Origin of the sequence: Streptomyces sp. NPDC126499, from assembly GCF_040302485.1 — a bacterium.
GTDB lineage: Bacteria > Actinomycetota > Actinomycetes > Streptomycetales > Streptomycetaceae > Streptomyces.
On the sequence record NZ_JBEOUO010000008.1, the window covers coordinates 1 to 23371 of the forward strand.

Consider the following 23371-nt stretch of genomic DNA (forward strand, 5'->3'; position numbering starts at 1 on the left):
GGCCGAACAGGCCCTGGTTCGCGGTGATCCCGGCCCGCGCCCCCGGCACCTGCCGGTCGCCCGCCGCGCCGTGAACCCGCCGTGGACGCGCCGTCGAGTCGCCGCGCAGGCGTCTCCAGGTGTCCGCAGGCGCCCTCAGGTCGTCGGCACGGGCGCCCTCAGGTCGCCGGCACGGGCACCCTCAGGTCGTCGGCACGGGCGCCCTCAGGTCGTCAGCGCCGCAGCTCCGCCCGCGAGGACCAGGGCGTGTTCGACGACCGCGACCAGGACGTTCTTGACCGACTCGCGGTCCCGGGCGTCGCACATCAGCAGCTCCACCTCCGGGTCGAGGTCGAGCGCGCCCCGGACGGTCTCGGGCGCGTAGCGGCGGGCGCCCTCGAAGCAGTTGACGGCGACCGTGAAGGGGATGCCGCGCCGCTCGAAGTAGTCGATGGCGGCGAAGCTGTCCTCCAGGCGCCGGGTGTCGGCGAGCACGACCGCGCCGAGCGCGCCCTGGGCGAGCTCGTCCCACAGGAACCAGAAGCGGTCCTGTCCCGGGGTGCCGAAGAGGTAGAGGACCAGGTCCTCGCGCAGCGTGATCCGCCCGAAGTCCATGGCGACGGTGGTGGTCGCCTTGGTCTCGACACCGTGCAGGTCGTCGACCGGCCGGCCGGCTTCGCTGAGGATCTCCTCGGTGCGCAGCGGCCGGATCTCGCTGACCGCGCCCACCAGGGTGGTCTTTCCGACTCCGAAGCCGCCCGCGACGAGGATCTTCAGCGTCATCGGTTCGACCGGCGGCTGCTGCTTGCGGCTAGAGCGCCCGAAGGCCATTGATCACCTCGCGAAGGATGCTCACGTCCGGCAGCTCGGCCGGCGGAACGGGGCGGGTCACGTGTACGAGCTCGTCCTCGACGAGGTCCCCGACGAGGACCCGTACCACCCCGACGGGGAGGTCGAGCCCCGCGGCGAGTTCGGCGATCGACTGCGGCTGCTCGGAGCAGCGTTCGACGATCTCCACGTGTTCGGGGGACAGCGTCTGGTCGCGGCCGGGGTCGTCGGCGGCCGGTTCGGGCACCACCACCGCGATGAGGTCGAGGCGGTGGCGGGTCGCGGCACTGGTGCGGCCGCGGGTCATCGCGTACGGGCGGACCACCGGGCCCGCCTCGTCGTCGAACCAGTGGCCGGTCTCGCCCTCGTGGCCCGCTCTGGACCGGCTGCCGGCCCGGTCTGCGTCACTCATCCCCGTCCCCCTCACTCATCCCCCGGTGGGCAGCCCGGTGCGGGGCGCCGTGGCGAGGTGCGCGCCGACCCGCTTGACCATGAGGGTCATCTCGTACGCGACCTGGCCGACGTCGGAGTCGGCGTCGGCGAGGACGGCCAGGCAGCTGCCGTCACCGGCGGCGGTGACGAAGAGGAAGGCGTCCTCCAGCTCGACGACGGTCTGGCGGACCCTGCCCGCCTCGAAGTGGCGCCCTACGCCCTTGGCGAGGCTGTGGAAGCCGGAGGCGACGGCGGCGAGGTGCTCGCCGTCCTCGCGGGAGAGGTCCTGCGAGGCGCCGGTGGGCAGGCCGTCGCTGGAGAGCACCAGGGCCTTGCGGATCGAGCCGACGCGCTGGACGAGTTCGTCGAGGAGCCAGTTCAGCTCCCCGTTGCCGTGGGTGGAGCTGTGGGCTGCTGCGGCGTTCGGTGCGGTCATCGACCGTCCCCCTCGGGTGTCGTTCCTGGTGCTGTCGTTTCGGCGTTCTGCCGGCGGCCGCGCTGCCAGCCCCGCTGCATCGAGGCCATGCGGCTGCGCACCTCCTCGGCGTCGCGCTCGAAGGAGTCGGTCTCGGTGGCGGCTCCGGAGCCGGCCGTGGCGCCCTTCCGGTCCCCGCCCCGACCGTCCCGGTCCCGTCCGTCGCGGTCACGACCGTCCCCGGCGCGGTCGTTCCCGCGCCCGTCGGTGGCGCGCAGCTGGGGCGCGAGGCTGGCCTGGCGGACGCGGCGGGGCAGCCCGCCGAACGGGGCCGGTTCCTCCTGCGGTACGGGGACGAGGGTGGGCGCGGGGCGGACCCGGCCGAGCTCCATCGTGTCGTCGGGACGGGAGCCGGGGCCGGAGGCGTCGGTGTCGCCGGCCGGTCCCGCGGCCGGGTGGTCCCGGCCCGGCTCGTCCAGGCGCCGGCCGTGGTCGACGACGAGCGTCGGCGGGCGGCGGCGGGGCAGCGGGACGGGTCCGGCCGGGGTGTCGTCGGCGCTGTGGGCGTCGGTGCGATCGTGGCTCTGCTGGTGCCGGTCCTGCTTCTGGCTCTGCTTCTGCCTCTGGCTCTGACCGTGGTGCTGGGCGCCGCGGCGGCGGTGCTCACGGGCCCGGAACAGGCCGCCGCGCTCGCTCTCGGTGTCGAGGAGGTCGGCCGCGCCGCCGAGGAGGTCGTCGAGGCCGTCGGTGCCCAGCGGGGCCTCCAGCTCGACGGGGCCGTCGAGGGCCGTGTCGAGGACCTGGGTGAGGGCGGGCCGGCCGCCGGTCAGCCCCTCGGGCCCGGAGGCGTTCTTCCGGTCCGTCGCGATGCGGGGGTCCAGGCTCTTGCGGTCGAGCCGGAAGCCGGCGCCCTGGGTCTCGGGGGCGTCGGTGAGCAGCGCGGCCGGGATGAAGACGACCGCGGTGGTGCCTCCGTACGGGGAGGGCTGGAGGGAGACGCGGACGTTCTGGCGCTGGGCGAGGCGGCTGACCACGAAGAGGCCGAGGCGGTCGGTGTCGGACAGCTCGAACTCGGGGGTCTCGGCGAGGCGCAGGTTGGCGTCGAGCAGGGCGTCGGGGCTCATGCCGAGGCCGCGGTCGTGGATCTCCAGGGTGAAGCCGTTGGCGACGCGCTCGCCGAGCACCTGGACGGCGGTGTGCGGCGGCGAGAAGACGGTGGCGTTCTCGAGGAGTTCGGCGATGAGGTGGGTGAGGTCGGCGACGGCGGGGCCGCCGACGCCGAGCCGGGGCAGCCGGCGGACCTCGATGCGCTCGTAGTCCTCGACCTCGGCGACGGCGGCGCGGACGACGTCCATGAGCTGGACGGGCTTGCGCCACTGCCGGGAGGGGGCGGCGCCGGAGAGGATCACCAGGCCCTCGGCGTGGCGGCGCATGCGGGTGGTGAGGTGGTCGAGCCGGAAGAGGTCGGCGAGCTCGTCGGTGTCCTCGGTGCGGCGCTCCATGGTGTCGAGGAGGGTGAGCTGGCGGTGCAGCAGGACCTGGTTGCGGCGGGCGAGGTTGACGAAGACCTCGGCGACGCCGCGGCGCATGTCGGCCTGCTTGACGGCGGCCTCGACGGCGGCGCGCTGGAGGGTGTTGAGGGCCTGGCCGACCTGGCCGACCTCGTCCTCGGCGTACCGCAGGTGGGGCACCTCGGTCTCGACGTCGACGTGTTCGCCGGCGGCGAGCCGGCGCATGACGCTGGGCAGGCGGACGCCGGAGACCTCCTGGGCCTCCTTGCGGAGCAGCCGCAGGTCGCGGATGAGCTCGCGGCCGATGCGGACGGAGACGACGACGGAGACGAGGAGGGCGACGAAGCCGAGGACACCGGCGATGCCGGCCTTGAGCAGCACTCTGTACGCGGCGGGCTGGACCCGCTCCTGGTAGCGGTCGCCGGCCGCGGTGTTCTCGCGGGCGAGGTCGTCGAGGACGGGGGCGGTGTGCTCCTGCCAGCGCTCGGCGGTGACGGCCCGGGGGTTGTCGGTGGCGCCCGCCGTGATGACGGCCTCCTCCGCCTTGCGCAGCGGCGCGGTCTCGGGGCCGGTCCAGTACGTTTCGAAGCGCCGGCGTTCGGAGCCCGGGAGGATCTCCAGGTTGGCCTCGTAGAACACCTTGCGACCGGCGACGAGGTCGGTGATCGCGCGGATCTCCTCGGTGGTGACGCGTTCGGCGATGAGCGCGGAGACGACGAGGGCGTCCTCGCGGGAGAGGAGTTCGCGGGCGCGGGTGACACCGACGAGGGCGCGGCCCTGCTTGTCCATCTCGACGTTCTCCAGGGCGTGGAGGGTCAGGAGGAAGCTGTAGCAGGGGTCGACGAGCCGGCTGTAGAAGTCGAGGGCCTGCATGCGGCCGATGCTGCGGTTCTCCACCGAGCGGCGCAGTGAGGAGAGGCCGTCGAGGGCGTCGAGGACGGAGGTGAGCCGCTGGGCGGTGACCGGGCTCATCTCGCCGCGTACGCCGGGGTCGGCGGCGTTGCGCCGGATCAGGGCGATCTGGCGGTCGGTGGCCTCGCGTTGCACGCGGAGCTCGGTGAGGGCGTCGGCGGCCCGGGGGTCGGCGAGGTAGACGAGGGACTGGCGGCGTTCCTTCTGGATGACGCGGACGGTGTCCTCGATGGGGTAGCCGACCTTGTCGACGATGTAGGCGACGTCGAGGAGTTGCCGGGCCTCGCGGCCGGTGAGGACCGTAGCGAAGCCCCAGAGGCCGGTGAGGGAGACGAGCGGCACGAGGAGCAACGCCACGATCTTCCTGCGGATGGACTTCCCGCGAAAGCGCATGGCCTCCCCCAGCTCGGCCCCCGCGGCCACGGAGGTCCCTCACATCGTCACGTCGTCACGCTCGGCGTCAACACGCGGCGTCAACCTTCGGATTCAACAAACGGCGGCGCGAGCCTACTACTGCATCACAGCCATCTCGAAGACGCGTCCGGGCGATTTTCAGCCGGTCGAGTGAGTGTTGATCATGAGATGTCCCGGTATTCGAGGAGTTGGCTTCCGCCACTGTGGCGCAGGACACCTTGCGGGGCGCGGCGCGGGCCGCCGAGGCCCGTCCGCTCCACGATGGCTGGAATTGGGCGTTCCGCTCCGTCGAGAGGTGACCGGGGAGGGGACCGGCGAAACCTTTTCCCTCCCTCGTACGTCATTCTGTACCGGGGAGGGTGTGTCCGCGTAAAGCGGCTCAAGACGGGCAGCAGCTTCCCTGGAGACATCGTTGGTGGGGAGTGACGAGCGCGATGGAACACGAGGCGCGGCCGGTGCGGCAGTTGTGGGTGGAGGACGAGAAGGGCCGTCGCCGGTTGCCGGATCCGGTGCGGGCGGCCGCCGTGCGAGCCGTTCTGATCACCTCCGTGACGCTGATTCAGGCGATGGTCGCCTTCTTCTGCTCGCTCGCCGGGTCGTGGCTGGCGTTCCCGGTGACGATCACGGCGGTGGTCAGCACCGTGGTGGCGACCTGGAGCGTGCTCGACGTGTGGATCACCCGCCAGGTGTGGCAGCAGCGCAACGGCGTCGTGTCGGAGCCGAGCAGCACGGCGGGTCTGCTGCGGCGCGAACAGCGCCGGGAGGAAGGGGCGGCGCTGTCGGAGGCCGCCTGAGCGCGGACGAGCGGAGACGCGGAGACCTGATGGCGAGGGCGTTCGGCCCGGCCCCCGTTGCGCGGGGGACGGGCCGAACGCCTTTTCCATGACCGCGCCCGACTACTCCGGCGCCGCGCCGGAGGCCACGGCGGTGGCGGAGGCGGTGGCCGAGGTGGATGCGGAGGCCGCGGCGACGGCGGGGGCGGTCTCGGGAGTACGGCGGAACATCCGGGTCGCCGTGATCTCGCCGTGGATCGTCTCGCCCTCCGCGCTCGGCTGCGGCAGGCCCGGCCGCAGATGCTCCTCCACGCTGATGTACTTCAGGCCCGCCCTCAGGTCGGCATCGTTGCGCAGCCGGATGACCAGCGGGAACTCGGCGAGCGCGGTCGTGTCGAACAGGCCCGTGGTGTACAGCAGCTGCACGCCGAGCGCGTCGGACACCGCCCGCTGGAGCTCCAGCAGATACGTGGCGTTGGCGCGGCCGATGGGGTTGTCGAGGAACAGCGTGCCCGCGTGGCGGTGCTTGTCGCGGCCCCGGTCGTTGGAGCGGAGCGCGGCCATCGTGCAGTAGAGGGCGATGGCGGCGGTGAGCAGCTGGCCGCCGGAGAAGACGTCGCCCATCTGCCCGACCGGCACGCGTTCGGCGCGCAGCACCGCGTCCGGCTTGAGGATCTCCACGGCGACACCGCGCGGTTCGAGCGCCGCCTGGACACCGCGCAGCAGCAGGGACATCCCGTCCCGGCGCAGGTCGGAGTTCTTCCTGACGGCGGCGCGGGTCGCCTCGTCGATCACCTCGCCGAGGCGCTCGGTGAGGGTGGCCTGGTCGGGCTCCTCGAAGCGGATGCGCAGGAACTCCTGGCCCGACCACTCCCCCAGGCCCTCGGGCAGCCGGGACAGCCGCTGGGCGGAGCGCAGCGTGGCGAGCGCGGACTCCACCAGGCCGCGCAGCCGGTCCACGATGGAGTCGCGGTTGCGCTCCAGCTGCGCGAGCTCGTCGGTGAGCACGCGCAGGCGCGGGGCGAAGGCCTCGGCCCACTTCGCCGCGTGCTCCGGCAGTGCGGCGGCGGGCAGTTCACGGATCTGCTGGCGGGCCGGGGTGCGGACCTGCTCGAACCGGGTGGAGTTGGCGTGCCGTACGAGGATGTCGCCGGCCTCGCGGACTGCGGCGTCGGCGGCCGACAGGTCGGCGGCGCAGCCGCGCAGCGAACGGCGGGCCTCCGCCGCCGCGTTCCGGGCCTCCGCCAGCGGGCCGGGGTACGGCTCGGGCTCCTCCTGCTCCTCCTCCGCGTGGTCGCGCAGGAGGTCGCGGAGGAGCGCCGCGGTCTCGTCGAAGCCGCCGGCGGCGTCCTCGGCGGCCCGGTGGGCCTGGAGCAGACCGGCGTGGGCGGCGCGCGCCGCCTCCAGGGCGTCGGTGCGGGCGGCCAGTTCGGCGGTGGCGGTACGCAGCAGGGCCTGGGCGTGCTCGGCGTCGGCCGGGACGAGCTCCTCGGGCAGCTCGGTGTGCGCCTCGCCGTCCTCGGGGGCGAGCCGCTCGGCCTCGCCGCGCAGCCGGCCGAGCTTCTCGCTGGCCTCGGAGGCGCGCGTCTCCAACTTCTGTACGAGGGCTTCGGCGCGGGCGGCGGCGGCCTGGCGGGACGGTCCGTCCGCGCCGTCGGTGGACTCCAGGAGCTGCTCGGCGCGGGTACGGACCTTGTTGGTCAGGCGGTCGAGCTCGGCGCGGGCGGCGGACTCGTCGCTCTCGGCACGGGCCTGCTCGGCGCGCAGGTCGGCGCCGACGCCGACCTTCTCGTACAGCTGGGAGGCGGCGCGGTAGGCCTCGCGCAGGGTGGGGAGCGCGGCGCGGGAGGCGTCGGCGTCCTCCTCCGGCAGGTTCTCCGGGGCGCCGGCGATCTCGGCGCGCTCGGCGCGCAGCGCGCGGGCGGTGCGGTGGGCGTCGTCGGCGGCGCGCTGGGCGGCCCGGCGGTCCTCGTCGGCGGCGCGGGCACGCTCCAGGCAGGTCTGGGCGCGGGCCTCGCACTCGGCGGCCTCGTCGGCGAGTTCGCGCAGCCTGGCCTGCCAGGCGGAACGCTCGCGCAGCCGGAAGGCGAGGCCGGCGAGCGCGTCGGCGGCACGGCGGGACCGCTGGGCGGCCTCCTGCCGCTCGTCGCGGACCCGGGCGGCGTCGGCGGCGGCCTCGTCGGCCTCGGCCCGTACCGTACGGGCCTCGGCGAGCGCGGCGACCGCGGCCTCGGCGGCGGTACGGGCGGAGGCCGCGGCGGCGGCCAGCTCCGTGAGCATGCCGGGCGGGCAGTCGGCGCGCCAGGCGCCGATCCGGGCGGCGAGGGAGCGGTCGCCCGCGAGGCGGGCGGCGAGGGCCCGGATCTCCTCGTCACGGGCGGCGGCACGGGCGCGCAGGGCCTGGCGCTCCTCGTCGGCGGCGTGCTCGTCGTGCATCGCCGGGTTCGGCGGCACGAGGAAGACCTCCCCGTCCTGCCCGGAGTCGGGCGCGGGCACGGGCGCGAGGAGGGCGGCGGCGGTGCCGACGGCGACGGTGGAGCGGGGCAGCAGCGCGGCGCCGCTCAGCACTTCGCGGGCACGGCCGTAGGAGACGGGGTCGGTGATGACGACGCCGTCGACCAGCTCGGGGCGGGCGGCGAGGACGGCGGCGTGGTCGGCGGGGTCGACGGCCTGGGCGAGGTAGCGCCAGCCGGGCAGGGCGGGGATGCCGTGCTCGCCGAGGTACTCGACAGTGGCGAGGACGTCGGGGCCGGGCGGCAGCAGACCGCCGTCGCCGAGGGCGCCGAGGATGCGGTTGTCGTCGGCGGCGGCCGTGCGCAGGTCGAAGAGCTGGCGCTCGGCGGAGGCGATGGACTGGTCGAGCAGGGCGCGCAGGTCGTCGGCGTACCGGTCGAACTCGGTGACGGTGAGGGGGCCTTGGGCGGCCGGCCGCAGACCGAAGGCGGCGCCGGGGGCGGCGTGGCCGGTGGCGGGCGCGGCGGCGGTGCCGGTGCGGTCGCCGGGGTCACCGGGGCCCTGGTCACGGAGGCCCTGACCACCCGGGCCCTGGCCAGGGAGGCCGTGGCCGCGGGCCGCGGGGTCGCCGGGCGTGGCGAGGCCGCTCTCGGCCTGGTCGTCGGACCGGGCCGCGCTGCCGTACGCGTCGCCGTCGGCGGCGGCGCTTCCGGCGTGGCCGGCGGCTTCCGGCCCGTCCGCGCCGGGGCGGGCGGCCGTGGCCGGGCCCGTCCGGCCGGCGCGGTGGTCACCGGACGCGGAGCCGGCCGGGCCGCCGGCGCCGTCGCGGCGGCTCCCGGTCGCGCCGGGGCCGCCCTGACCGGGGACGACGCCGGTGCCCGGGGTGCCGGCCCGCTGGCCCGGGACGGGGGCGGGGGTGCTCGGCAGGCTGAGCAGTTCGGCCAGGCGCTCCTCGGCGGCCAGCGACTCGGCGGCGCGGCGCTCCGCCTCGTAGGCGTGCTCGGCGGCCTCGGCCGCGTCGGAGGCGCGGGCGGCGGCGAGTTCGGCGCGGGATTCGGCGGCGGCGGCCTCTCGGGCGCGTTCGGCGGCCGTCCGGGCGGCCTCGCGGGCCGCGTCCCACGCGGCGACCGTGGTCTTCTCGGCGTCGCTCGCGGCGAGGGCGGCGCGGGCGGGGTCGGCGTCGGGCGCCGTGTCGTCGAGCCAGCCGGCGCGGACGGCCTCGGCCGTCTCCTGTTCGACCTCGGCGAGGCGCTGGCGCAGGTGGCCCGCCTCGCTGCGGGCGCGCTGGGCCTCGGTGGCGGCGGCGGTGGCGTCGCGGTGGGCGGTCTCGCCGGCCTCCTGGAGGGCGGCGGAACGCTCCTCCTCCTCGGCGGCCTGCCGTTCGCCTTCCTCGGCCGCGGCGGCCAGTGCCCGTACGAGATCGGCGGCGGCCTTGGCGCGGGCGGCGAGGGCCGGGGCGGCGTCCCGCTCGGCCTCGCGGATGGCCGCGGCGACGCGCGTGGAGCGGTCGCTCGCTGCCCGGTGGCGGAGCACGGACTCGGCGGCCTGCCAGGCCGCGTGCAGGGTGCGGGCGTCGCTGAGCTCGCGGCGCTGGGCGGCGGCGCCCTTCTCGGCGGCCGTCAGGGCCAGTGAGGCGTGGCGGTAGGCGAGTTCGGCGGCGATGAGGGCGCTGCGGCCGCGTGCGGTCTCGGCCTCGGAGACGGCGTGGGCGGCGGAGGTGACCTGCTGGGCGAGTTCGGCGGCCCGGCCGCGCTCCTGGGCGGCGCGGGCGGAGAGCCGGCGGGCGAGGGTGCGGGTGCGGCGTTCGGCGCCGGCGTGCACGTCGCGGGCGCGGGCGCGGGTGTCGGCGGCGTCCACGATGCGGGTGAGCAGGTCGACGGAGCCGGCGGTGAAGTCCCGTTCGGCGGTGAGCTCGGCGCGGCGGCCGAGCTTGTTGCCGAAGCCGCTGACCAGGTCGGCGAGGCCGTCGGTGTCGCGGGTGTCGGTGACGGCGCGCAGCAGCAGGTCGGTGAAGTCGGAGTCCTTCTTGACCGCGAAGAGGCCGGCGGCCTCGCCCTCGTCGGCGTTCATCTCCCGCTGATAGCGGAAGAGTTCGGGGTCGAGTCCGAGGTCGCCGAGGTGCTCGTTCCAGCGGTCGTGGATCTCCTCCCAGTAGACCTCCAGGTGGGGATAGGCCTTGCCCGCCTCGGTGAGGGCGTCGCGGAAGCCCTTCATGGTGCGGCGGCGGCCGGTGGCGCCGGAGGTGCCCTCGGCGGGCGGGCGGACGGAAGTGGCCTCGGCGACGGGCAGGTTGTCGAGGCTGAGCCCGGGGCCCGGGCGGAAGGAGTACCAGGCCTCGGCGAACTTGCGGGGGTCGTTGGAGACCTGGCGGCCGCGCCACTCGCTGGCCTTGCCGACGACGACGAGTTCACCGGTGAGGGTGTGCTGCCACTCCAGGGCGACGTGGCCGCAGTCGTCGGCGAGGAGGAACTTGCGGAGCACGCCGGAGCTGGCGCCGCCGAGGGTGTTGCGGTGGCCGGGCAGCATGACCGAGAAGATCAGCTTGAGGAGGACGGACTTGCCGCCGCCGTTCTCCAGGAAGAGGACGCCGGCGGGGGCCGGGCGGCGCGGCGGGCCGACCGGCTCCTCCTCGAAGAACTCCGCCTGGGTGGGGGCGGGGTGGGGCACGGGCGCGCCGACTCCGCGCAGGTCCAGGACGGTGTCGGCGTAGCGGGCACCGGCCGGGCCGATGGAGTAGAGGCGGACCCGGGACAGCTCGTACATGCGGCGGACTCTCGTCGTGTCGTTCGTGGATCAGGCGTGGAAGGGCAGGCCGGCGTCGGCGGCGATCTCCAGGTCGTCGCCCTCCGGCGGCGGCAGGAGCGTGGCGGTGCCGTCGCTGACGGGGACGATGCCGAGGTCGAGGAGCTCGGCGAGGGCGGCGCTGCCGGCCATGTCGCGGACCTGGAGCTGGTAGCGGGCGGTGGTGCGGTAGGAGCCGCCGGACTCGTCGCCGGTGCGCTGGAGGAAACCGGAGTCGGTGAGGAAGGCGACGGCCTTGCCGACGATGCCGGTGGTGGAGCCGGCGAGCCGGCGTGCGTCCTTGGTGGCGCCGGTGGCGCTGCGGCGGGCGTAGATCCGCCAGGCGGCCTCCAGGCCGGGGGCATCGGTCTCGGGGTCGGTGTTCTCGCCCTGCTGCTCGGCGCGCTCCTCCAGGCGGCGGCAGGCCTGGCGTACGAAGGCGTCGACGCCGTTGACGGTGAGCCGGCCGATGTAGCCGTCGTCGGCGAGGTCCTCGGGGCGGGGGAAGGCCATGGCGGCGACGGCGAGGTGGGCGAGGCCGTGCAGGAACCGGTCGGCGGAGTCGGTGGAGGCACGGCGGGCGTAGTCGCCCATGCGGACGGCGAAGACGGAGTCCTCCCCGGCGGTGACGGCCATGCCGGCGCGCGGGGAGACCTCCAGGACGACGAGGCCGAGGCCGGTGGCGACGGCGTCGGCGAGGCGCGCGAAGGCGGGGTCCTCGCGGTAGCGGCGGAGCAGTTCGGCGTACTCGGCGTCACGGGCGGGCAGCAGCTTGGGCTGCAGGCCGAAGGAGACGAGCCGGGCGGCGTCGGCCGCGTCGGCGGGCGTCAGCGCCGCGGTCGCGGGGGTGGTCCGGGGGGCCTCCGGCTCGCTCCACGCGTCGGTGTGCTCGACGTGGTGTTCGCTCACGGCTGGGGCTCCTCGGGACGGTGGGTGGGTTCGGGCAGGGGCAGGCGTACGGGCGTGACGGCGACGGGCGGCGGCGTGACCACCGGCTCGGCACGGGTCTCGGCACCGCGCGGCAGCGGCACCGCCCGCACGAACGGCCGCCCCACCGGCCCGCTCGCGCCCCCGACGACGACGGCCGCGACGCGCGGTCCGTCCCCGTCCGGCTCGGACGGCGCCTCGACGGGCCGCGCGACGGCGACGCGCGTCACACGGATGCCGGGCACGGGGGTGCCGGGCACGGGCGTGTCGGGCACAGGCGTGTCGGGCACAGGCGTGCCGGGGCGGGAGCCCTGGGCCGGGGTCCGCTCGGCGTGCGGCGGTGCGGTGCGCCGCGCGTCGGGCCCGGCGGGTGGCGGCGCGACGGGCCGCGCGTCAGGCCCGGCGGCCGGGGCGGTGGGGGCGGCCGCGCGGGTGCCGGTGCCCGTCGGCACGGCGGGATCGCCAGCGCGGGTGCCGGTACCCGTCGGGGCGGTGGGGGCGGCCGCGGGGGTTCCGGTGCGCGTCGGTGCGCCGGGGACCGGTGCGGCGAGGGAGGCCATGGGCTCCGGAGCGACGGACGGCGAGGCTGCCGGGGCTGCTGGGGCTGCCGCAGGCACGCCGGCAGGCGGCCCGGCGGCGTCCGGCCCCGCCGACGGCGCGGTGGCATTCCCCGCAGCGCCCGAGGCCGGCACCGGCCCGTCGGCACACGGCACGGGCTCCGCGGCCGTCGCCGGGGTCGTGTCGGTCGGGTCCGCGGGGGTCATGTGGCCTCCGTGCGGTCGGCCGCCATGCCCGCGGCGTCGAGGAGGGCCGTGCCGACGATGAGGTCGGCGCCGCCGAATTCGGGGTCGTCGAGGGGGGTGCCGTCGTCGACGGCGAAGAGGAGGCGTTCCTCGCCCTGGCGGTAGGCCGTGCCGACCGGAGGGCTGGCGGCGTGGACGGCGAGGAGGGCGACCAGGTAGGGAAGATCGGGGTCGAGGCGGCGGGCGTCGGCGAGGAGGCCGGAGAGGCGGCGCGGGGCGTCGTGCTCCAGGTCGAGGAGCTCCATGGCGCTCGCCAGCTGCTCCTCGCTGAAGCGGCTGTCGTCGGGGGTGGCGATCAGGTCCGGCTCGGGCATCTCGGCGCCCAGGTGCTGGCGCTCCACGGGCGGGGTGAGGAGCATGTCGACGAGGTCGCCGACGCGGACGGACGCGGGCGTGCGCAGGCCCGTGCCGTGGGCGAAGAAGGCGTCGGTGACCTTGATGGCCTGCTCGACGGGCAGCGGCAGGACCGGGGCGACCAGCTGTCCGTACAGGTCGAGGCCCGTGTACGCGGTGGGCGCGGCGAAGGCCTGGCGGTCCTGTTCGGCGCGGAAGAGCGGGCCGGCCTCCAAGAGGCGGGACTGGAGCTGGGTGTGCCGCCGGATGCAGTCCTTGACGATGTCGACGAGCTCGGCGGCGCGGCGCTTGTGCTCCTGGTCCTCCGCCTCGTCGCGGGCCTTGCGGATGTTGGTGAGGATCGCGTTCTCGTGGCGGTAGCGGTCGGCGACGTGGTCGAGCGCCTCGGCGATCATGTCGGGGACCGCGTTGAGCCAGTCGACGGCGCGGACGTTGCGCCGGGTGGCCTCCAGGGTCTTGCGGAGGGTCTCCGCGTACTGCACGGTCCGGTAGCGGGCCTGCTCCGCGGCGAGCTGGGCGTCGGCGAGGCGGCCCCGGTTGATGAGGACCTCCAGCTTCACCTCGGCGGCGATCTGGGCGCTGGTGACGTCCGTGTCGAGGGCGCCGACGAGGACGTTGACCGCTTCGTCCGTCGTACGGAGGTAGACGCCGCCGCCGTAGCCCGGGACCTCTTCGATGAGTTTGAAGTCGTAGTCGCGGCGGATGTAGACGCCGTCCGCGCCGAACGTGCCGTAGACGGCACGGAAGCCGCGGTCGACGCTGCCGACGTTGATCAGGTTCTCCAGGACCCAGCGGGCGACGCGCTCGTGCTCGGCGGCGGGGCGCTCGGGGGCCTGGGCGGCGACACGGGGCAGCAGACGGGCGATTATCTGCTCGCTGTCGGCGCCGGTGTCGAAGTCCATGTTGAGCGTGACGAGGTCGATCGCGGCGAGGGCGATCTCGGCCATCGCGTAGACCGAGTACTCACCGGCCAGGTTCGCCTTGCGCGCGTCGAGGTCGTGCAGCGGGGCGGTGCACGCGAGCGCGCGGAGCCGCCGCGCGAGCCCTTCGTCGGCGGCCGGGCCCTGCGCGGGGCGCGGCCCCGCGCTGAGCTGGGGCGGAGCGAGGTCCGTCGAGGCAGGCGAAGTCACGGTGCACAGAGTAGGTCCTCGAACTGACAACGGTCGAAACGGCGCTTATGCGACCGCGACGGCCTGCCCCGGCGCACCCCGGCCTCGCGCTTGCGCGACCGCGACGGCCTGCCCCGGCGCACCCCGGCCCCGGTCGGCCCGCGCCCCCGAGAACGCTCCCCCGCGCCCGGCGCCCGCTCACCCCTCCGGTTCGTCGACCGCCTTCGCGTACGCCTCGGCGATACGGGTGCGGGAGTCGTCCAGGTAGCGGGCGAGGAGTCGCTCGGCGCCGTCCCGGTCTCCGGACCGCAGCACGTCCAGAATCTCCCGGTTTCTTAGGAGATAGGGCTCGTGGAGACCGCGCGGGTCGTCCACCATGTGGAAGGCGAGCCGGAGTTCGGCGAGCACACCGCGCATGAGTTCGTCGGTGCGGGCGCTGCCGGCCAGGGCGACGAGCTCGCGGTGGAAGTGGATGTTGGCGGTGGAGACGCCCTTCCAGTCCCCGGCGCGCGCGGCCCGCTCGCCCTCCGCGACGGCGGCGGCGAGCCCGTCGACCGGGAACGGCGGCTCCCCGAGCCCGCGCACGACGGCGCATTCGACGAGCCGGCGGGTGCGGTAGATGTCGGCGACGTCCTCGACCGCGAGGACCCGGACGAAGACGCCCCGGTTGAGCCGGTGGACGAGCAGTCGTTCGTGGGTGAGCAGCCGGAAGGCCTCACGCAGGGTGTTGCGGGACACCCCGAGGGCGCCGCCGATGCTCTCCTCGGACAGGCGGGTGCCGGGCGGGAAGAAGCCCTCGGCGATCCGGGTGCGCAGGATGTCGGCGACCCGTTCCGCCGTGCTCGTGCGCCCCAGCAGGGCGCGGTCGTCGGCCAGTTCGCCGAATCCGTCCATGTGCCTCGTTCCCTCCGTCGTCCGCGGCCGAGTCAATCGCAGGAACCGTCACGGAAACAAGAACGAGCCGACACGTCTCTTGTCGGATCGTTCAACAATCCCTACATTGAACGACACCGCACCGCTCCTCACTCCTCCTCCCTCTGCGAGGTGCAGATGAGCACGACCAGGACCCAGCAGCAGATCCGGGACGAACGGGCCGACGACACCGGCGCGTTCGCGTGGCTGCGCGCCCTCGGACCGCGCGGCAGGCGCGCGTTCGGCGGCGCCTTCGGCGGATACGCCCTTGATTCGTACGATTTCTTCACCCTGCCGCTGTCGATGGTGGCGATCGCCGCCTACTTCCACCTCGACCAGGGGCAGACCGGCCTCCTCACCACCGTCACCCTGGTGGTCTCGGCCGTCGGCGGAGCGCTCGCCGGCATCCTCGCCGACCGGATCGGACGGGTCCGGGCGCTGATGATCACGGTCGCCACCTACGCCCTGTTCACCGTCCTGTGCGGCTTCGCGCCGAACTACGAGACGCTGATGGTCTTCCGCGCCCTGCAGGGCCTCGGCTTCGGCGGCGAGTGGGCGGTCGGCGCCATCCTGGTCGCCGAGTACGCCTCCGCGCGGCACCGGGGCCGTACGCTCGGCGGCATCCAGAGCGCGTGGGCGGCCGGCTGGGCGCTCGCCGTGATCGTCTACACGCTGGTCTTCCAGTTCGTCGACGCCGACACCGCCTGGCGGGTCATGTTCTGGACCGGCGCCCTGCCCGCCCTGCTCATCGTCTACGTGCGCCGCAACGTCGAGGACGCGCCGCAGGCGGCCGAGGCGCGCCGCGCGAGCGCCGACCGCGGCTCGTTCACCGCCGTCTTCAGGCGCCCGCTGCTCGGCACCACCCTCTTCGCGGTGCTGCTCTCGACCGGCGTCCAGGGGGGCTACTACACGCTCGCCACGTGGGTGCCGACCTTCCTGAAGACCGAGCGCGGACTGACGGTCGTCGGCACCGGCGGCTATCTGACCTTCCTGATCTCCGGGGCCTTCACCGGCTACCTCACCGGCGGCTATCTCACCGACCGGCTCGGCCGGAAGAAGAACATCGCGCTCTTCGCGGTCCTGTCCGCGCTCGCCGTCCTCGCCTACACCCACATCCCGGCCGGGGCGAACACCCTGCTCCTGGTCCTCGGCTTCCCGCTCGGCTTCTGCATGTCGGCCATCTTCAGCGGCTTCGGCTCCTTCCTCGCCGAGCTCTACCCGACGGCCGTCCGCGGCACCGGTCAGGGCTTCACCTACAACACCGGCCGCGCGGTCGGCGCGCTCTTCCCCACCCTGGTCGGCTTCCTCGCCGACAGCTGGGGCGTGGGCGGCGCCCTGGTGTTCGGCGCCGTCGGCTACGGACTCGCCGTGCTCGCCCTGCTCGGCCTGCCGGAGACCCGCGGGAGGGAACTCGTATGAGCCGCCCCACGACCGCCCACGACGGCGCCCGCGACCGCGACCGCGCCCTCGTCCCGGATCCGCCTGCCGCACGCGCGCGTGCCCGCGCGTGTGCCACGGGGCCCACCGCCGGCCGGGGCCCCGGCCATACGCGGGTGACGTCGCCGCCCGGCGGCATCGTGCGCTGAATTCGTGCTCTTCCGCGCGGCAAGGAAAGGAAACCTCTCATGACCCGGGTCTCGATCGACCTCAACGCCGATCTCGGCGAGGGCTTCGGCCGCTGGACGCTGACCGACGACGAGCGGCTGCTCTCGGTGGTCACCAGCGCCAACGTGGCCTGCGGCTTCCACGCCGGGGACGCGGCGACCATGCGCCGCGTCTGCGAACTGGCGGCGGAACGCGGGGTACGGATCGGGGCCCAGGTCTCCTACCGCGACCTGGCCGGTTTCGGCCGGCGCGCCATGGACGTGCCGCCGGCCGAGCTGGCGGCGGAGGTCGCGTACCAGATCGGCGCCCTGGAGGTGTTCGCCCGTGCGGCCGGCTCCCGGGTGGCGTACGTCAAGCCGCACGGCGCTCTCTACAACCGGGTGGTGCGCGACGAGGAGCAGGCGGCGGCGGTCGTGGAGGGTGTCCTCCTCGCCTCGGGCCGTCCGACCGGCGGCCGAGGGTCGTCCGACCAGGGGGCGTCCGACCAGGGCCCGTACGCTCGGGGGCTGCCGGTCCTCGGGCTGCCCGGGTCACGGCTGCACGAGGCCGCCGTGCGGGCCGGACTGCCGGTCGTCGGCGAGGCGTTCGGCGACCGCGCCTACCGGGCCGACGGCACCCTGCTGCCACGGGGGCAGGAGGGCGCCGTCGTCACCGATCCGGCGGAGGTGGTGGAACGGTCGGTCTCCATGGCCCGGTTCGGTGTGGTCACCGCGCACTGCGGGCGTTCGGTCGCCGTCCGGGCCCGCTCGCTGTGCCTCCACGGCGACACGCCGGGCGCCGTGGAGCTGGCCCGGCGGGTGCGGGCGCAGCTGGAGTCCGCCGGGGTCCGGGTGGAGGCCTTCGCATGAGGGCCCGCGAGGTGTTCCGGGTCGGCGAACGCGGGCTGCTGGTCGAGCTGGTGAGCGGCGAGGCGACGGAGGCCTTCCACGCCGAGCTGCTGCGCCGGCGGGAGGCGGGCACGCTGCCCGCCGTACGGGAGATCGTTCCGGCGGCGCGGACGGTGCTCCTGGAAGGTGTGGCGGCTCCCGACCGGCTCGCGGCCGAGCTGCGCTCCTGGGACGTTCCCGTGCGCCACGCGCGCGAGGCGGCGTCCGTGGAGGTGCCGGTGCGCTACGACGGCCCGGATCTCGCCGACGTGGCCGATCTGTGGGGGGTGTCCGTGGAGGCGGCGGTGCGGATCCACTCGGAGACCCGGTTCCGGGTCGCCTTCTGCGGGTTCGCGCCGGGCTTCGGCTACCTCACGGGCCTCGGCAGCCGTTACGAGGTGCCGCGGCGGGCCACCCCGCGTACCGCCGTACCGGCCGGCTCGGTCGCGCTCGCGGGGCCGTACACCGGGGTGTACCCGCGTTCCTCGCCCGGCGGCTGGCAGTTGATCGGCACGACGGACGCGGTGCTGTGGGACCCGGCCCGCGAGCCCGCCGCGCTGCTCTCCCCCGGCACCCAGGTGCGTTTCACGGTGGCGGGCCGATGACCGACCGTGCTCTCGCCGTCGTACGGGCCGGGGCGCTGACCACCGTGCAGGACCTGGGACGCCCCGGGTACGCGCACCTGGGCGTGCCGCGCTCCGGCGCGCTCGATCCGGAGGCGGTACGACTCGTCAACCGGCTGCTCGGCAACGCGGAGGGCGCGGCCGTCCTGGAGACCACGCTCACCGGGTGCGCGGTGCGGCCGCGCCGCGCGGTGACGGCCGTCGTGGGCGGTGCCCCCTGCCCGGTGACCGTGGACGGCCGGCCCGCCGCCTGGGGCACGCCCGTACGGCTCGGGCCCGGGCAGCTCCTGGAGGTGGGCGCGGCGGTGCGCGGGCTGCGCTCTTACGTGGGGTTCGGCGGCGGGGTCGCCGTCGAACCGGTGCTCGGCAGCCGCTCCACCGACCTGCTGTCCGGGCTCGGCCCGGCGCCGCTGGTGGACGGGGTGGTGCTGCCGCTGGGGGCGGCCACGGCCGTACGGGGGTCGGTCGACGCTCCCCCGTGGCCGGGCCCGGGGGACGAGCTCGTCCTGCGGGTCCGGCTCGGGCCCCGTGACGGCTGGTTCACGCCCGGCGCGCTGAGAACGCTCGCCACGCGCGCGTGGCGGGTGTCATCGGCGAGCAACCGCATCGGGCTGCGCACGGAGGGCCCGGCCCTGGAGCGGGCCGTCCACGGTGAACTGCCCAGCGAGGGCATGCCGCTCGGCGCGGTGCAGGTGCCGCCGGACGGCCGTCCGGTGGTGTTCCTCGCCGACCATCCGACGACGGGTGGCTATCCGGTGGTGGCGGTCGTCCGGGAGGCCGACCTGGCGCGGGCGGCGCAGGCGGTTCCGGGGACGGTGGTGCGCTTCGTGCCGTACCGCTGAGGTACTCGCGACGCTGACGTGCTCGCGACCGCTGGCGTGTTCGCGGGACCCGTCACGAGGTGGGCCCGCCCGGAGTGCGCCACGCTGCGTCCGCCGTGCCGGCCGGTCGGCGGAAGACGTCTGTCCGGGGCCGTCCCCGACAGGGGCGGGCTGGGTCGCCTGTTCGGGGCGGTCCGGACGGGTCAGCGGGCCGGGTCGCCGACGGTGGCGGAACCGTCGTCCTCGGGCAGGCCGTAGCCCCCGCCGCCCGGGGTGCGGATCACCAGGACGTCGCCGGGGCCGACGTCCGTCGTGTCGACGCCCTCCAGCCGCTCGACGGTGCCGTCGGCGCGCTCGACCGCGTTGGCGCCGAGTGCGCCCGGCAGGCCACCCGCCATGCCGTACGGCGGAACGCGGCGGTGGCCGGTCAGCAGGGTGACCGTCATCGGTTCCAGGAAGCGGATGCGGCGCTCGGCGCCGTTGCCGCCGACGTGGTGGCCGCGACCGCCGCTGCCCTCGCGGATCGCGAAGGCGTCGACCCGGACGGGGTGGCGCCACTCCAGGATCTCGGGGTCGGTCAGCCGGGAGTTGGTCATGTGCGTCTGGACGGCGTCGGCGCCGTCGAAGTCCTCGCCCGCACCGGAGCCGCCGGCGACCGTCTCGTAGTACTGCACGCGGTCGTTGCCGAAGGTGACGTTGTTCATGGTGCCGGAGCCCTCGGCCTGGACGCCGAGGGCCGCGTAGAGGGCGCCGGTGACGGCCTGGGAGGTCTCGACGTTGCCGGCGACGGTGGCCGCGGGGTAGCGCGGGGCGAGCATGGAACCGGGCGGGACGCGCACGTCGAGCGGCTCCAGACAGCCGCTGTTGAGCGGGATGTCGTCGTCGACGAGGGTGCGGAACACGTACAGGACGGCGGCCATGACGACGGAGGTCGGCGCGTTGGCGTTGCCCGGCAGCTGCGGGGAGGTGCCGGTGAAGTCGAGAACGGCTCGGCAGCGTTCGCGGTCGACGCGCACGGAGACCTGGATGACGGCACCGCCGTCGGTCTCGTAACGGTAGGAGCCGTCGTTCAGGCCGGCGACGATGCGGCGGACGGACTCCTCGGCGTTGGCGCGGACGTGCCGCATGTAGGCGTGGACGACGTCGAGGCCGAACCGGTCGACGGTCTTGCGGAGTTCCTCGATGCCCTTCTCGTTGGCGGCGATCTGGGCGCGCAGGTCGGCGAGGTTGGTGTCGGGGTCGCGCGAGGGGTGGGGGGCGCCGGTGAGCAGGGCCCGGGTCTCCGCCTCGCGCAGTCTTCCGTCGCGGACCAGGAGCCAGTTGTCGAAGAGGACGCCCTCCTCGTGGACGGTGCGGCTGAAGGCGGGCATGGAGCCGGGGGTGATGCCGCCGATCTCGGCGTGATGGCCGCGGGAGGCCACGAGGAAGAGCAGGTCCGTGCCGGTGTCGTCGAAGACGGGTGTGACGACGGTGACGTCCGGCAGGTGGGTGCCGCCGTGGTACGGGTCGTTGATGGCGTACACGTCGCCGGGGCGCAGGTCGTCCGCGTCGCGGCGCAGCACCTCCTTGATGGTCTCGCCCATGGAGCCGAGATGGACGGGGATGTGGGGAGCGTTGGCGATGAGGTTGCCCTCGGGGTCGAACAGGGCGCAGGAGAAGTCGAGCCGTTCCTTGATGTTGACGGAGCGTGCGGTGTTCTCCAGGCGGACGCCCATCTGCTCGGCGATCGCCATGAAGAGGTTGTTGAAGACCTCCAGGAGCACGGGGTCGACGTCGGTGCCGGCGGCTCTGCGGGCGGGGCGCGGCGTGACGCGGCGCAGCAGAAGGTGGCCGCCTTCGGTGGCGGTGGCGCGCCAGCCGGGGTCGACGACGGTGGTGGCGTCGGCCTCGGCGAGGATGGCGGGGCCGTCGACGCCGTCGCCGGGGCGCAGGTCCTCGCGCCGGTGCAGCGGGGTGGGGGCGGGCCCGTCTCCGCTGTGCATGGTGACGGTCGCTCTCGGCGCGAGCTCGCCCTGGCGGGTGCTGCGGGGGACGACGACGGGGCCGTGCGGTCCGGCGGTGCCGACGGCTTCCACGGAGACGGCCTCGACGACGATGGGGGCGTCCATGGTGAAGCCGTAGCGCCGCCGGTGGACGGCTGTGAACCGGGCTTTCATCTGTTCTGCGGTTCCAAGGGGTACGGGGAGGCTCGCGTCGGTGCCGGCGTAACGCAGCAGCACGCGCGCGTGGGTGGTGATCGCCTCGTCGGGGAGTCCGTCGGCGCGCAGGTCGGCGCGGGTACGGTCGGCGAGTTCGGCGCAGAGGCGGGTGACGCGCTCGGCGGTGCCGGAGGCGCCCCCGGCGCGGGCCGCGCGCCCGACGGCGGCCCCGGCTACGGGCGCGGCCTCGGCTCCGGGCGCGTGCCCGGCTTCGGACTCGTCCCCGGATCCGGATTCGTCCCCGGATCCGGATTCGTCCCCGGCTTCGGCCTCCTCCCCGGCCTGGGACTCGTGCCCGGCTTCCGTCGCGTCGAGTTCGGCTTCCGTCGCGTCGAGTTCGGCCTCGACCGACTGCTCCCCCATGGCGGTGGCGTCGGCGAGGCCGATCCCGTACGCGGAGAGGACTCCGGCCAGCGGCGGTACGAGGACGGTGTCCACGCCCAGGGCGTCGGCGACGGCGCAGGCGTGCTGGCCGCCGGCGCCGCCGAAGCAGGTGAGGGCGTAGCGCGTGATGTCGTGGCCGCGCTGGACGGAGATCTTCTTGACGGCGTTGGCCATGTTGAGCACGGCGATCTCCAGGAAGCCCGCGGCCACCTCCTCGGGAGTACGGTCACCGCCGATCTCCGCGGCGAGGTCCGTGAACCGCCTACGGACGACATCGGCGTCGAGCGGCTGGTCGCCGTGTGCGCCGAACACAGCCGGGAAGTGGTCCGGTTGGATCCGGCCGAGCATCACGTTGGCGTCGGTGACGGTCAGCGGGCCGCCGCGGCGATAGCAGGCGGGGCCGGGGACGGCACCGGCGGAGTCCGGCCCGACGCGGTAGCGCCGGCCGTCGTAGTGCAGGACGGAGCCGCCGCCCGCCGCGACCGTGTGGATGCTCATCATGGGGGCGCGCATCCGCACCCCGGCGACCTGCGTGCCGAGTTCCCGCTCGAACTCGCCCGCGTAGTGCGAGACGTCCGTCGACGTGCCGCCCATGTCGAAGCCGACGACCCGGTCGAAGCCGGCCTGCTCCGAGGTGCGGGCCATGCCGACGACGCCGCCGGCCGGGCCGGACAGGACGGCGTCCTTGCCCCGGAAGCGGGCCGCCTCCCGCAGCCCGCCGTTGGACTGCATGAACATCAGCCGCACGCCGGAGAGTTCACGGGCGACCTCGTCCACGTACCGCCGCAGGATCGGCGAGAGGTACGCGTCGACGACGGTGGTGTCGCCGCGCGGGACGAGCCTGACCAGCGGGCTGACCTCGTGGGAGCAGCTGATCTGGGTGAAGCCGGCGGCACGGGCGAGTGCGGCGACGCGGGCCTCGTGGGCGGTGTGGCGGTAGCCGTGCATCAGGACGACGGCGGCGGAACGCAGTCCGTCGCGGTGGGCGTCGGCCAGGGCGGCGGTGACGGCGTCCTCGTCGAGGGGCGTGACGACCCGGCCGTGGGCGTCGACCCGCTCGGGAACCTCGATCACGCGCGCGTACACCGCTTCGGGCAGCACGATGTGGCGGGCGAAGATGCGCGGCCGGTTCTGATAGGCGATGCGCAGGGCGTCGCGGAAGCCGGCGGTGATCAGCAGGACGGTGGGCTCGCCGCGCCGCTCCAGCAGGGCGTTGGTGGCGACGGTGGTGCCCATCTTGACGACGGCGATCCGGTCGGCGGGGACGGGTTCACCGGGGCCGAGGCCGAGGAGGAGCCGGATCCCGGCGACGGCGGCGTCCTCGGGGCGGTCGGGATCATGGGAGAGCAGCTTGCGGGTGACGAGCCGGCCGTCGGGGCGCCGGCCCACGATGTCGGTGAAGGTGCCGCCGCGGTCGATCCAGAACTCCCAGCGCCCGGTCATGGTCCCATTGTGGCCGCGAGCGCCCGGGACAGGGCGTGTTCGGCGCGGGCGTCGAGCCGGGCCCGGGTGCCGGTGGCGGAATGGCGCAGCTCGGTGGCGGCGAGCAGGAGCAGCTGGGGCAGCAGGTCGCCGCAGCGGCGTACGACCCAGGCGGTCCCGGCGGTGGCGAGCCAGAGCAGCGCGTCCGTACGGGTCGGCGGGGGCTGTTCGGGTTCGGGCGACGGCGGTGTGCCGTGGGCGAGTCCGCGGTCGCGGAGCAGCCGGTGGAAGGCGGCGGCGACGGCGCGGTGGCCGCGCTCGCCGGGGTGGAGCCGGTCGGCGCTCCACAGGGACCGGTCCTCGGTCCAGGCGGGGGCGTCGAGATGGAGGTGGACGGCGCCGTACCGCGCGGAGAGCGCGTGCACGACGGCGTTGACGGCCCGCTGCCGCCGGGCGAGCGGCCGGGCGAGGGCCGCGGGCAGGCCCAGCATCCGGCCCGGGTCGGGCAGACAGGCGGTGAGCAGGACGGCGCCGCTGGCGGAGAGTTCGGCGCAGACACGGTCGAGGCGGCGGGCGAGCGGTCCGATGTCGAAGGTGCGGCGCAGGGTGTCGTTGACGCCGACGACGACGGACGCGAGCTGGGGCCGCAGGGCCACGGCCCTCGGCAGCTGAACCTCGGCCACGTCTCGGCTCTGTGCCCCGCTGACGGCCAGGTTGGTGAACGCGACCTCTTCCCCGCCGGGTCTCAACCCCTCCGCGAGCAACCCGGCCCACCCCCGCCACCGGGCGCCCACCGGGTCGCCGACCCCCTCACTGAGGGAGTCGCCGAGGACCACGAACCGGGTGAC

The 23371-nt window shown here is 75.1% G+C and carries 16 protein-coding genes; 5 read left to right on the forward strand and 11 right to left on the reverse strand.

All coding sequences use genetic code 11. The features are described 5' to 3' along the window. Nucleotides 1-204 precede the first annotated feature (204 nt). The 4 genes from ABTZ91_RS13510 to ABTZ91_RS13525 are packed head-to-tail and all read right to left on the reverse strand — an operon-like array spanning nt 205 to nt 4470. Complete coding sequence (locus tag ABTZ91_RS13510; protein ID WP_352077297.1) at nt 205-810, reverse strand: ATP/GTP-binding protein; 606 nt, start codon at nt 808-810, stop codon at nt 205-207. Further along, nucleotides 791-1219, reverse strand: a complete 429-nt coding sequence (locus tag ABTZ91_RS13515) for a DUF742 domain-containing protein (protein ID WP_352077298.1) — start codon at nt 1217-1219, stop codon at nt 791-793. The genes ABTZ91_RS13510 and ABTZ91_RS13515 overlap by 20 nt, the downstream gene beginning before the upstream one ends. Nucleotides 1220-1234: 15 nt before the next feature. After that, complete coding sequence (locus ABTZ91_RS13520) at nt 1235-1675, reverse strand: roadblock/LC7 domain-containing protein (RefSeq protein ID WP_352077299.1); 441 nt, start codon at nt 1673-1675, stop codon at nt 1235-1237. Beyond that, nucleotides 1672-4470: a nitrate- and nitrite sensing domain-containing protein gene (locus tag ABTZ91_RS13525; protein ID WP_352077567.1), complete on the reverse strand. Its 2799-nt coding sequence runs from the start codon at nt 4468-4470 to the stop codon at nt 1672-1674. The genes ABTZ91_RS13520 and ABTZ91_RS13525 overlap by 4 nt, the downstream gene beginning before the upstream one ends. Before the next feature lie 455 nt (nt 4471-4925). Here ABTZ91_RS13525 and ABTZ91_RS13530 point away from each other — a divergent pair, with 455 nt between their 5' ends. Next, nucleotides 4926-5285: a hypothetical protein gene (locus tag ABTZ91_RS13530; RefSeq protein WP_352077300.1), complete on the forward strand. Its 360-nt coding sequence runs from the start codon at nt 4926-4928 to the stop codon at nt 5283-5285. A 102-nt stretch (nt 5286-5387) separates the two neighbouring features. Here ABTZ91_RS13530 and ABTZ91_RS13535 read toward each other — a convergent pair whose 3' ends face one another. From ABTZ91_RS13535 to ABTZ91_RS13555, 5 genes are all read right to left on the reverse strand, one after another. After that, on the reverse strand, nt 5388-10481 hold the full coding sequence (locus ABTZ91_RS13535; protein ID WP_352077301.1) for a hypothetical protein: 5094 nt from the start codon (nt 10479-10481) through the stop codon (nt 5388-5390). A 30-nt stretch (nt 10482-10511) separates the two neighbouring features. Next, a complete protein-coding gene (locus tag ABTZ91_RS13540; RefSeq protein WP_352077302.1) occupies nt 10512-11408 on the reverse strand; it encodes a hypothetical protein in 897 nt (298 codons plus the stop codon). After that, nucleotides 11405-11878 (reverse strand): hypothetical protein, encoded by a 474-nt coding sequence (locus ABTZ91_RS13545; RefSeq protein WP_352077303.1) that lies wholly within the window; start codon nt 11876-11878, stop codon nt 11405-11407. Before ABTZ91_RS13545 ends, ABTZ91_RS13540 begins: the two co-directional genes overlap by 4 nt. Before the next feature lie 308 nt (nt 11879-12186). Next, complete coding sequence (locus tag ABTZ91_RS13550) at nt 12187-13713, reverse strand: hypothetical protein (RefSeq protein WP_352077304.1); 1527 nt, start codon at nt 13711-13713, stop codon at nt 12187-12189. Nucleotides 13714-13890: 177 nt separating this feature from the next. Further along, nucleotides 13891-14586, reverse strand: coding sequence for a GntR family transcriptional regulator (locus tag ABTZ91_RS13555; protein WP_352077305.1), 696 nt, complete (start codon nt 14584-14586; stop codon nt 13891-13893). A gap of 156 nt (nt 14587-14742) precedes the next feature. On the opposite strand from ABTZ91_RS13555, the gene ABTZ91_RS13560 reads away from it, so the two are divergent. The 4 genes from ABTZ91_RS13560 (at nt 14743) to ABTZ91_RS13575 (ending at nt 18540) form a co-directional block, all read left to right on the forward strand. Then, nucleotides 14743-16023: an MFS transporter gene (locus ABTZ91_RS13560; RefSeq protein ID WP_352077306.1), complete on the forward strand. Its 1281-nt coding sequence runs from the start codon at nt 14743-14745 to the stop codon at nt 16021-16023. A 206-nt stretch (nt 16024-16229) separates the two neighbouring features. Continuing rightward, the gene (locus ABTZ91_RS13565) at nt 16230-17057 is read left to right on the forward strand and encodes a 5-oxoprolinase subunit PxpA (protein ID WP_352077307.1); all 828 of its coding nucleotides are present in this window, start codon (nt 16230-16232) and stop codon (nt 17055-17057) included. Beyond that, nucleotides 17054-17680: an allophanate hydrolase subunit 1 gene (locus ABTZ91_RS13570; protein ID WP_352077308.1), complete on the forward strand. Its 627-nt coding sequence runs from the start codon at nt 17054-17056 to the stop codon at nt 17678-17680. The genes ABTZ91_RS13565 and ABTZ91_RS13570 overlap by 4 nt, the downstream gene beginning before the upstream one ends. Continuing rightward, the gene (locus tag ABTZ91_RS13575) at nt 17677-18540 is read left to right on the forward strand and encodes a biotin-dependent carboxyltransferase family protein (protein WP_352077309.1); all 864 of its coding nucleotides are present in this window, start codon (nt 17677-17679) and stop codon (nt 18538-18540) included. The genes ABTZ91_RS13570 and ABTZ91_RS13575 overlap by 4 nt, the downstream gene beginning before the upstream one ends. Nucleotides 18541-18722: 182 nt before the next feature. Here ABTZ91_RS13575 and ABTZ91_RS13580 read toward each other — a convergent pair whose 3' ends face one another. Further along, complete coding sequence (locus tag ABTZ91_RS13580; RefSeq protein WP_352077310.1) at nt 18723-22544, reverse strand: hydantoinase B/oxoprolinase family protein; 3822 nt, start codon at nt 22542-22544, stop codon at nt 18723-18725. Continuing rightward, entirely contained in the window at nt 22541-23359 is an 819-nt protein-coding gene (locus ABTZ91_RS13585; RefSeq protein ID WP_352077568.1) for an SGNH/GDSL hydrolase family protein, read from the reverse strand. Before ABTZ91_RS13585 ends, ABTZ91_RS13580 begins: the two co-directional genes overlap by 4 nt. Nucleotides 23360-23371: the final 12 nt, after the last annotated feature.

Bases quoted from the DNA above. Each gene is read 5' to 3' on its own strand.
- ABTZ91_RS13535 (WP_352077301.1), bottom strand. From the start codon at position 10,481: ATGTACGAGCTGTCCCGGGTCCGCCTCTACTCCATCGGCCCGGCCGGT.
- ABTZ91_RS13555 (WP_352077305.1), bottom strand. From the start codon at position 14,586: ATGGACGGATTCGGCGAACTGGCCGACGACCGCGCCCTGCTGGGGCGC.
- ABTZ91_RS13530 (WP_352077300.1), top strand. From the start codon at position 4,926: ATGGAACACGAGGCGCGGCCGGTGCGGCAGTTGTGGGTGGAGGACGAG.
- ABTZ91_RS13575 (WP_352077309.1), top strand. From the start codon at position 17,677: ATGACCGACCGTGCTCTCGCCGTCGTACGGGCCGGGGCGCTGACCACC.
- ABTZ91_RS13515 (WP_352077298.1), bottom strand. From the start codon at position 1,219: ATGAGTGACGCAGACCGGGCCGGCAGCCGGTCCAGAGCGGGCCACGAG.
- ABTZ91_RS13560 (WP_352077306.1), top strand. From the start codon at position 14,743: ATGAGCACGACCAGGACCCAGCAGCAGATCCGGGACGAACGGGCCGAC.
- ABTZ91_RS13510 (WP_352077297.1), bottom strand. From the start codon at position 810: ATGGCCTTCGGGCGCTCTAGCCGCAAGCAGCAGCCGCCGGTCGAACCG.
- ABTZ91_RS13570 (WP_352077308.1), top strand. From the start codon at position 17,054: ATGAGGGCCCGCGAGGTGTTCCGGGTCGGCGAACGCGGGCTGCTGGTC.
- ABTZ91_RS13580 (WP_352077310.1), bottom strand. From the start codon at position 22,544: ATGACCGGGCGCTGGGAGTTCTGGATCGACCGCGGCGGCACCTTCACC.
- ABTZ91_RS13565 (WP_352077307.1), top strand. From the start codon at position 16,230: ATGACCCGGGTCTCGATCGACCTCAACGCCGATCTCGGCGAGGGCTTC.
- ABTZ91_RS13520 (WP_352077299.1), bottom strand. From the start codon at position 1,675: ATGACCGCACCGAACGCCGCAGCAGCCCACAGCTCCACCCACGGCAAC.
- ABTZ91_RS13525 (WP_352077567.1), bottom strand. From the start codon at position 4,470: ATGCGCTTTCGCGGGAAGTCCATCCGCAGGAAGATCGTGGCGTTGCTC.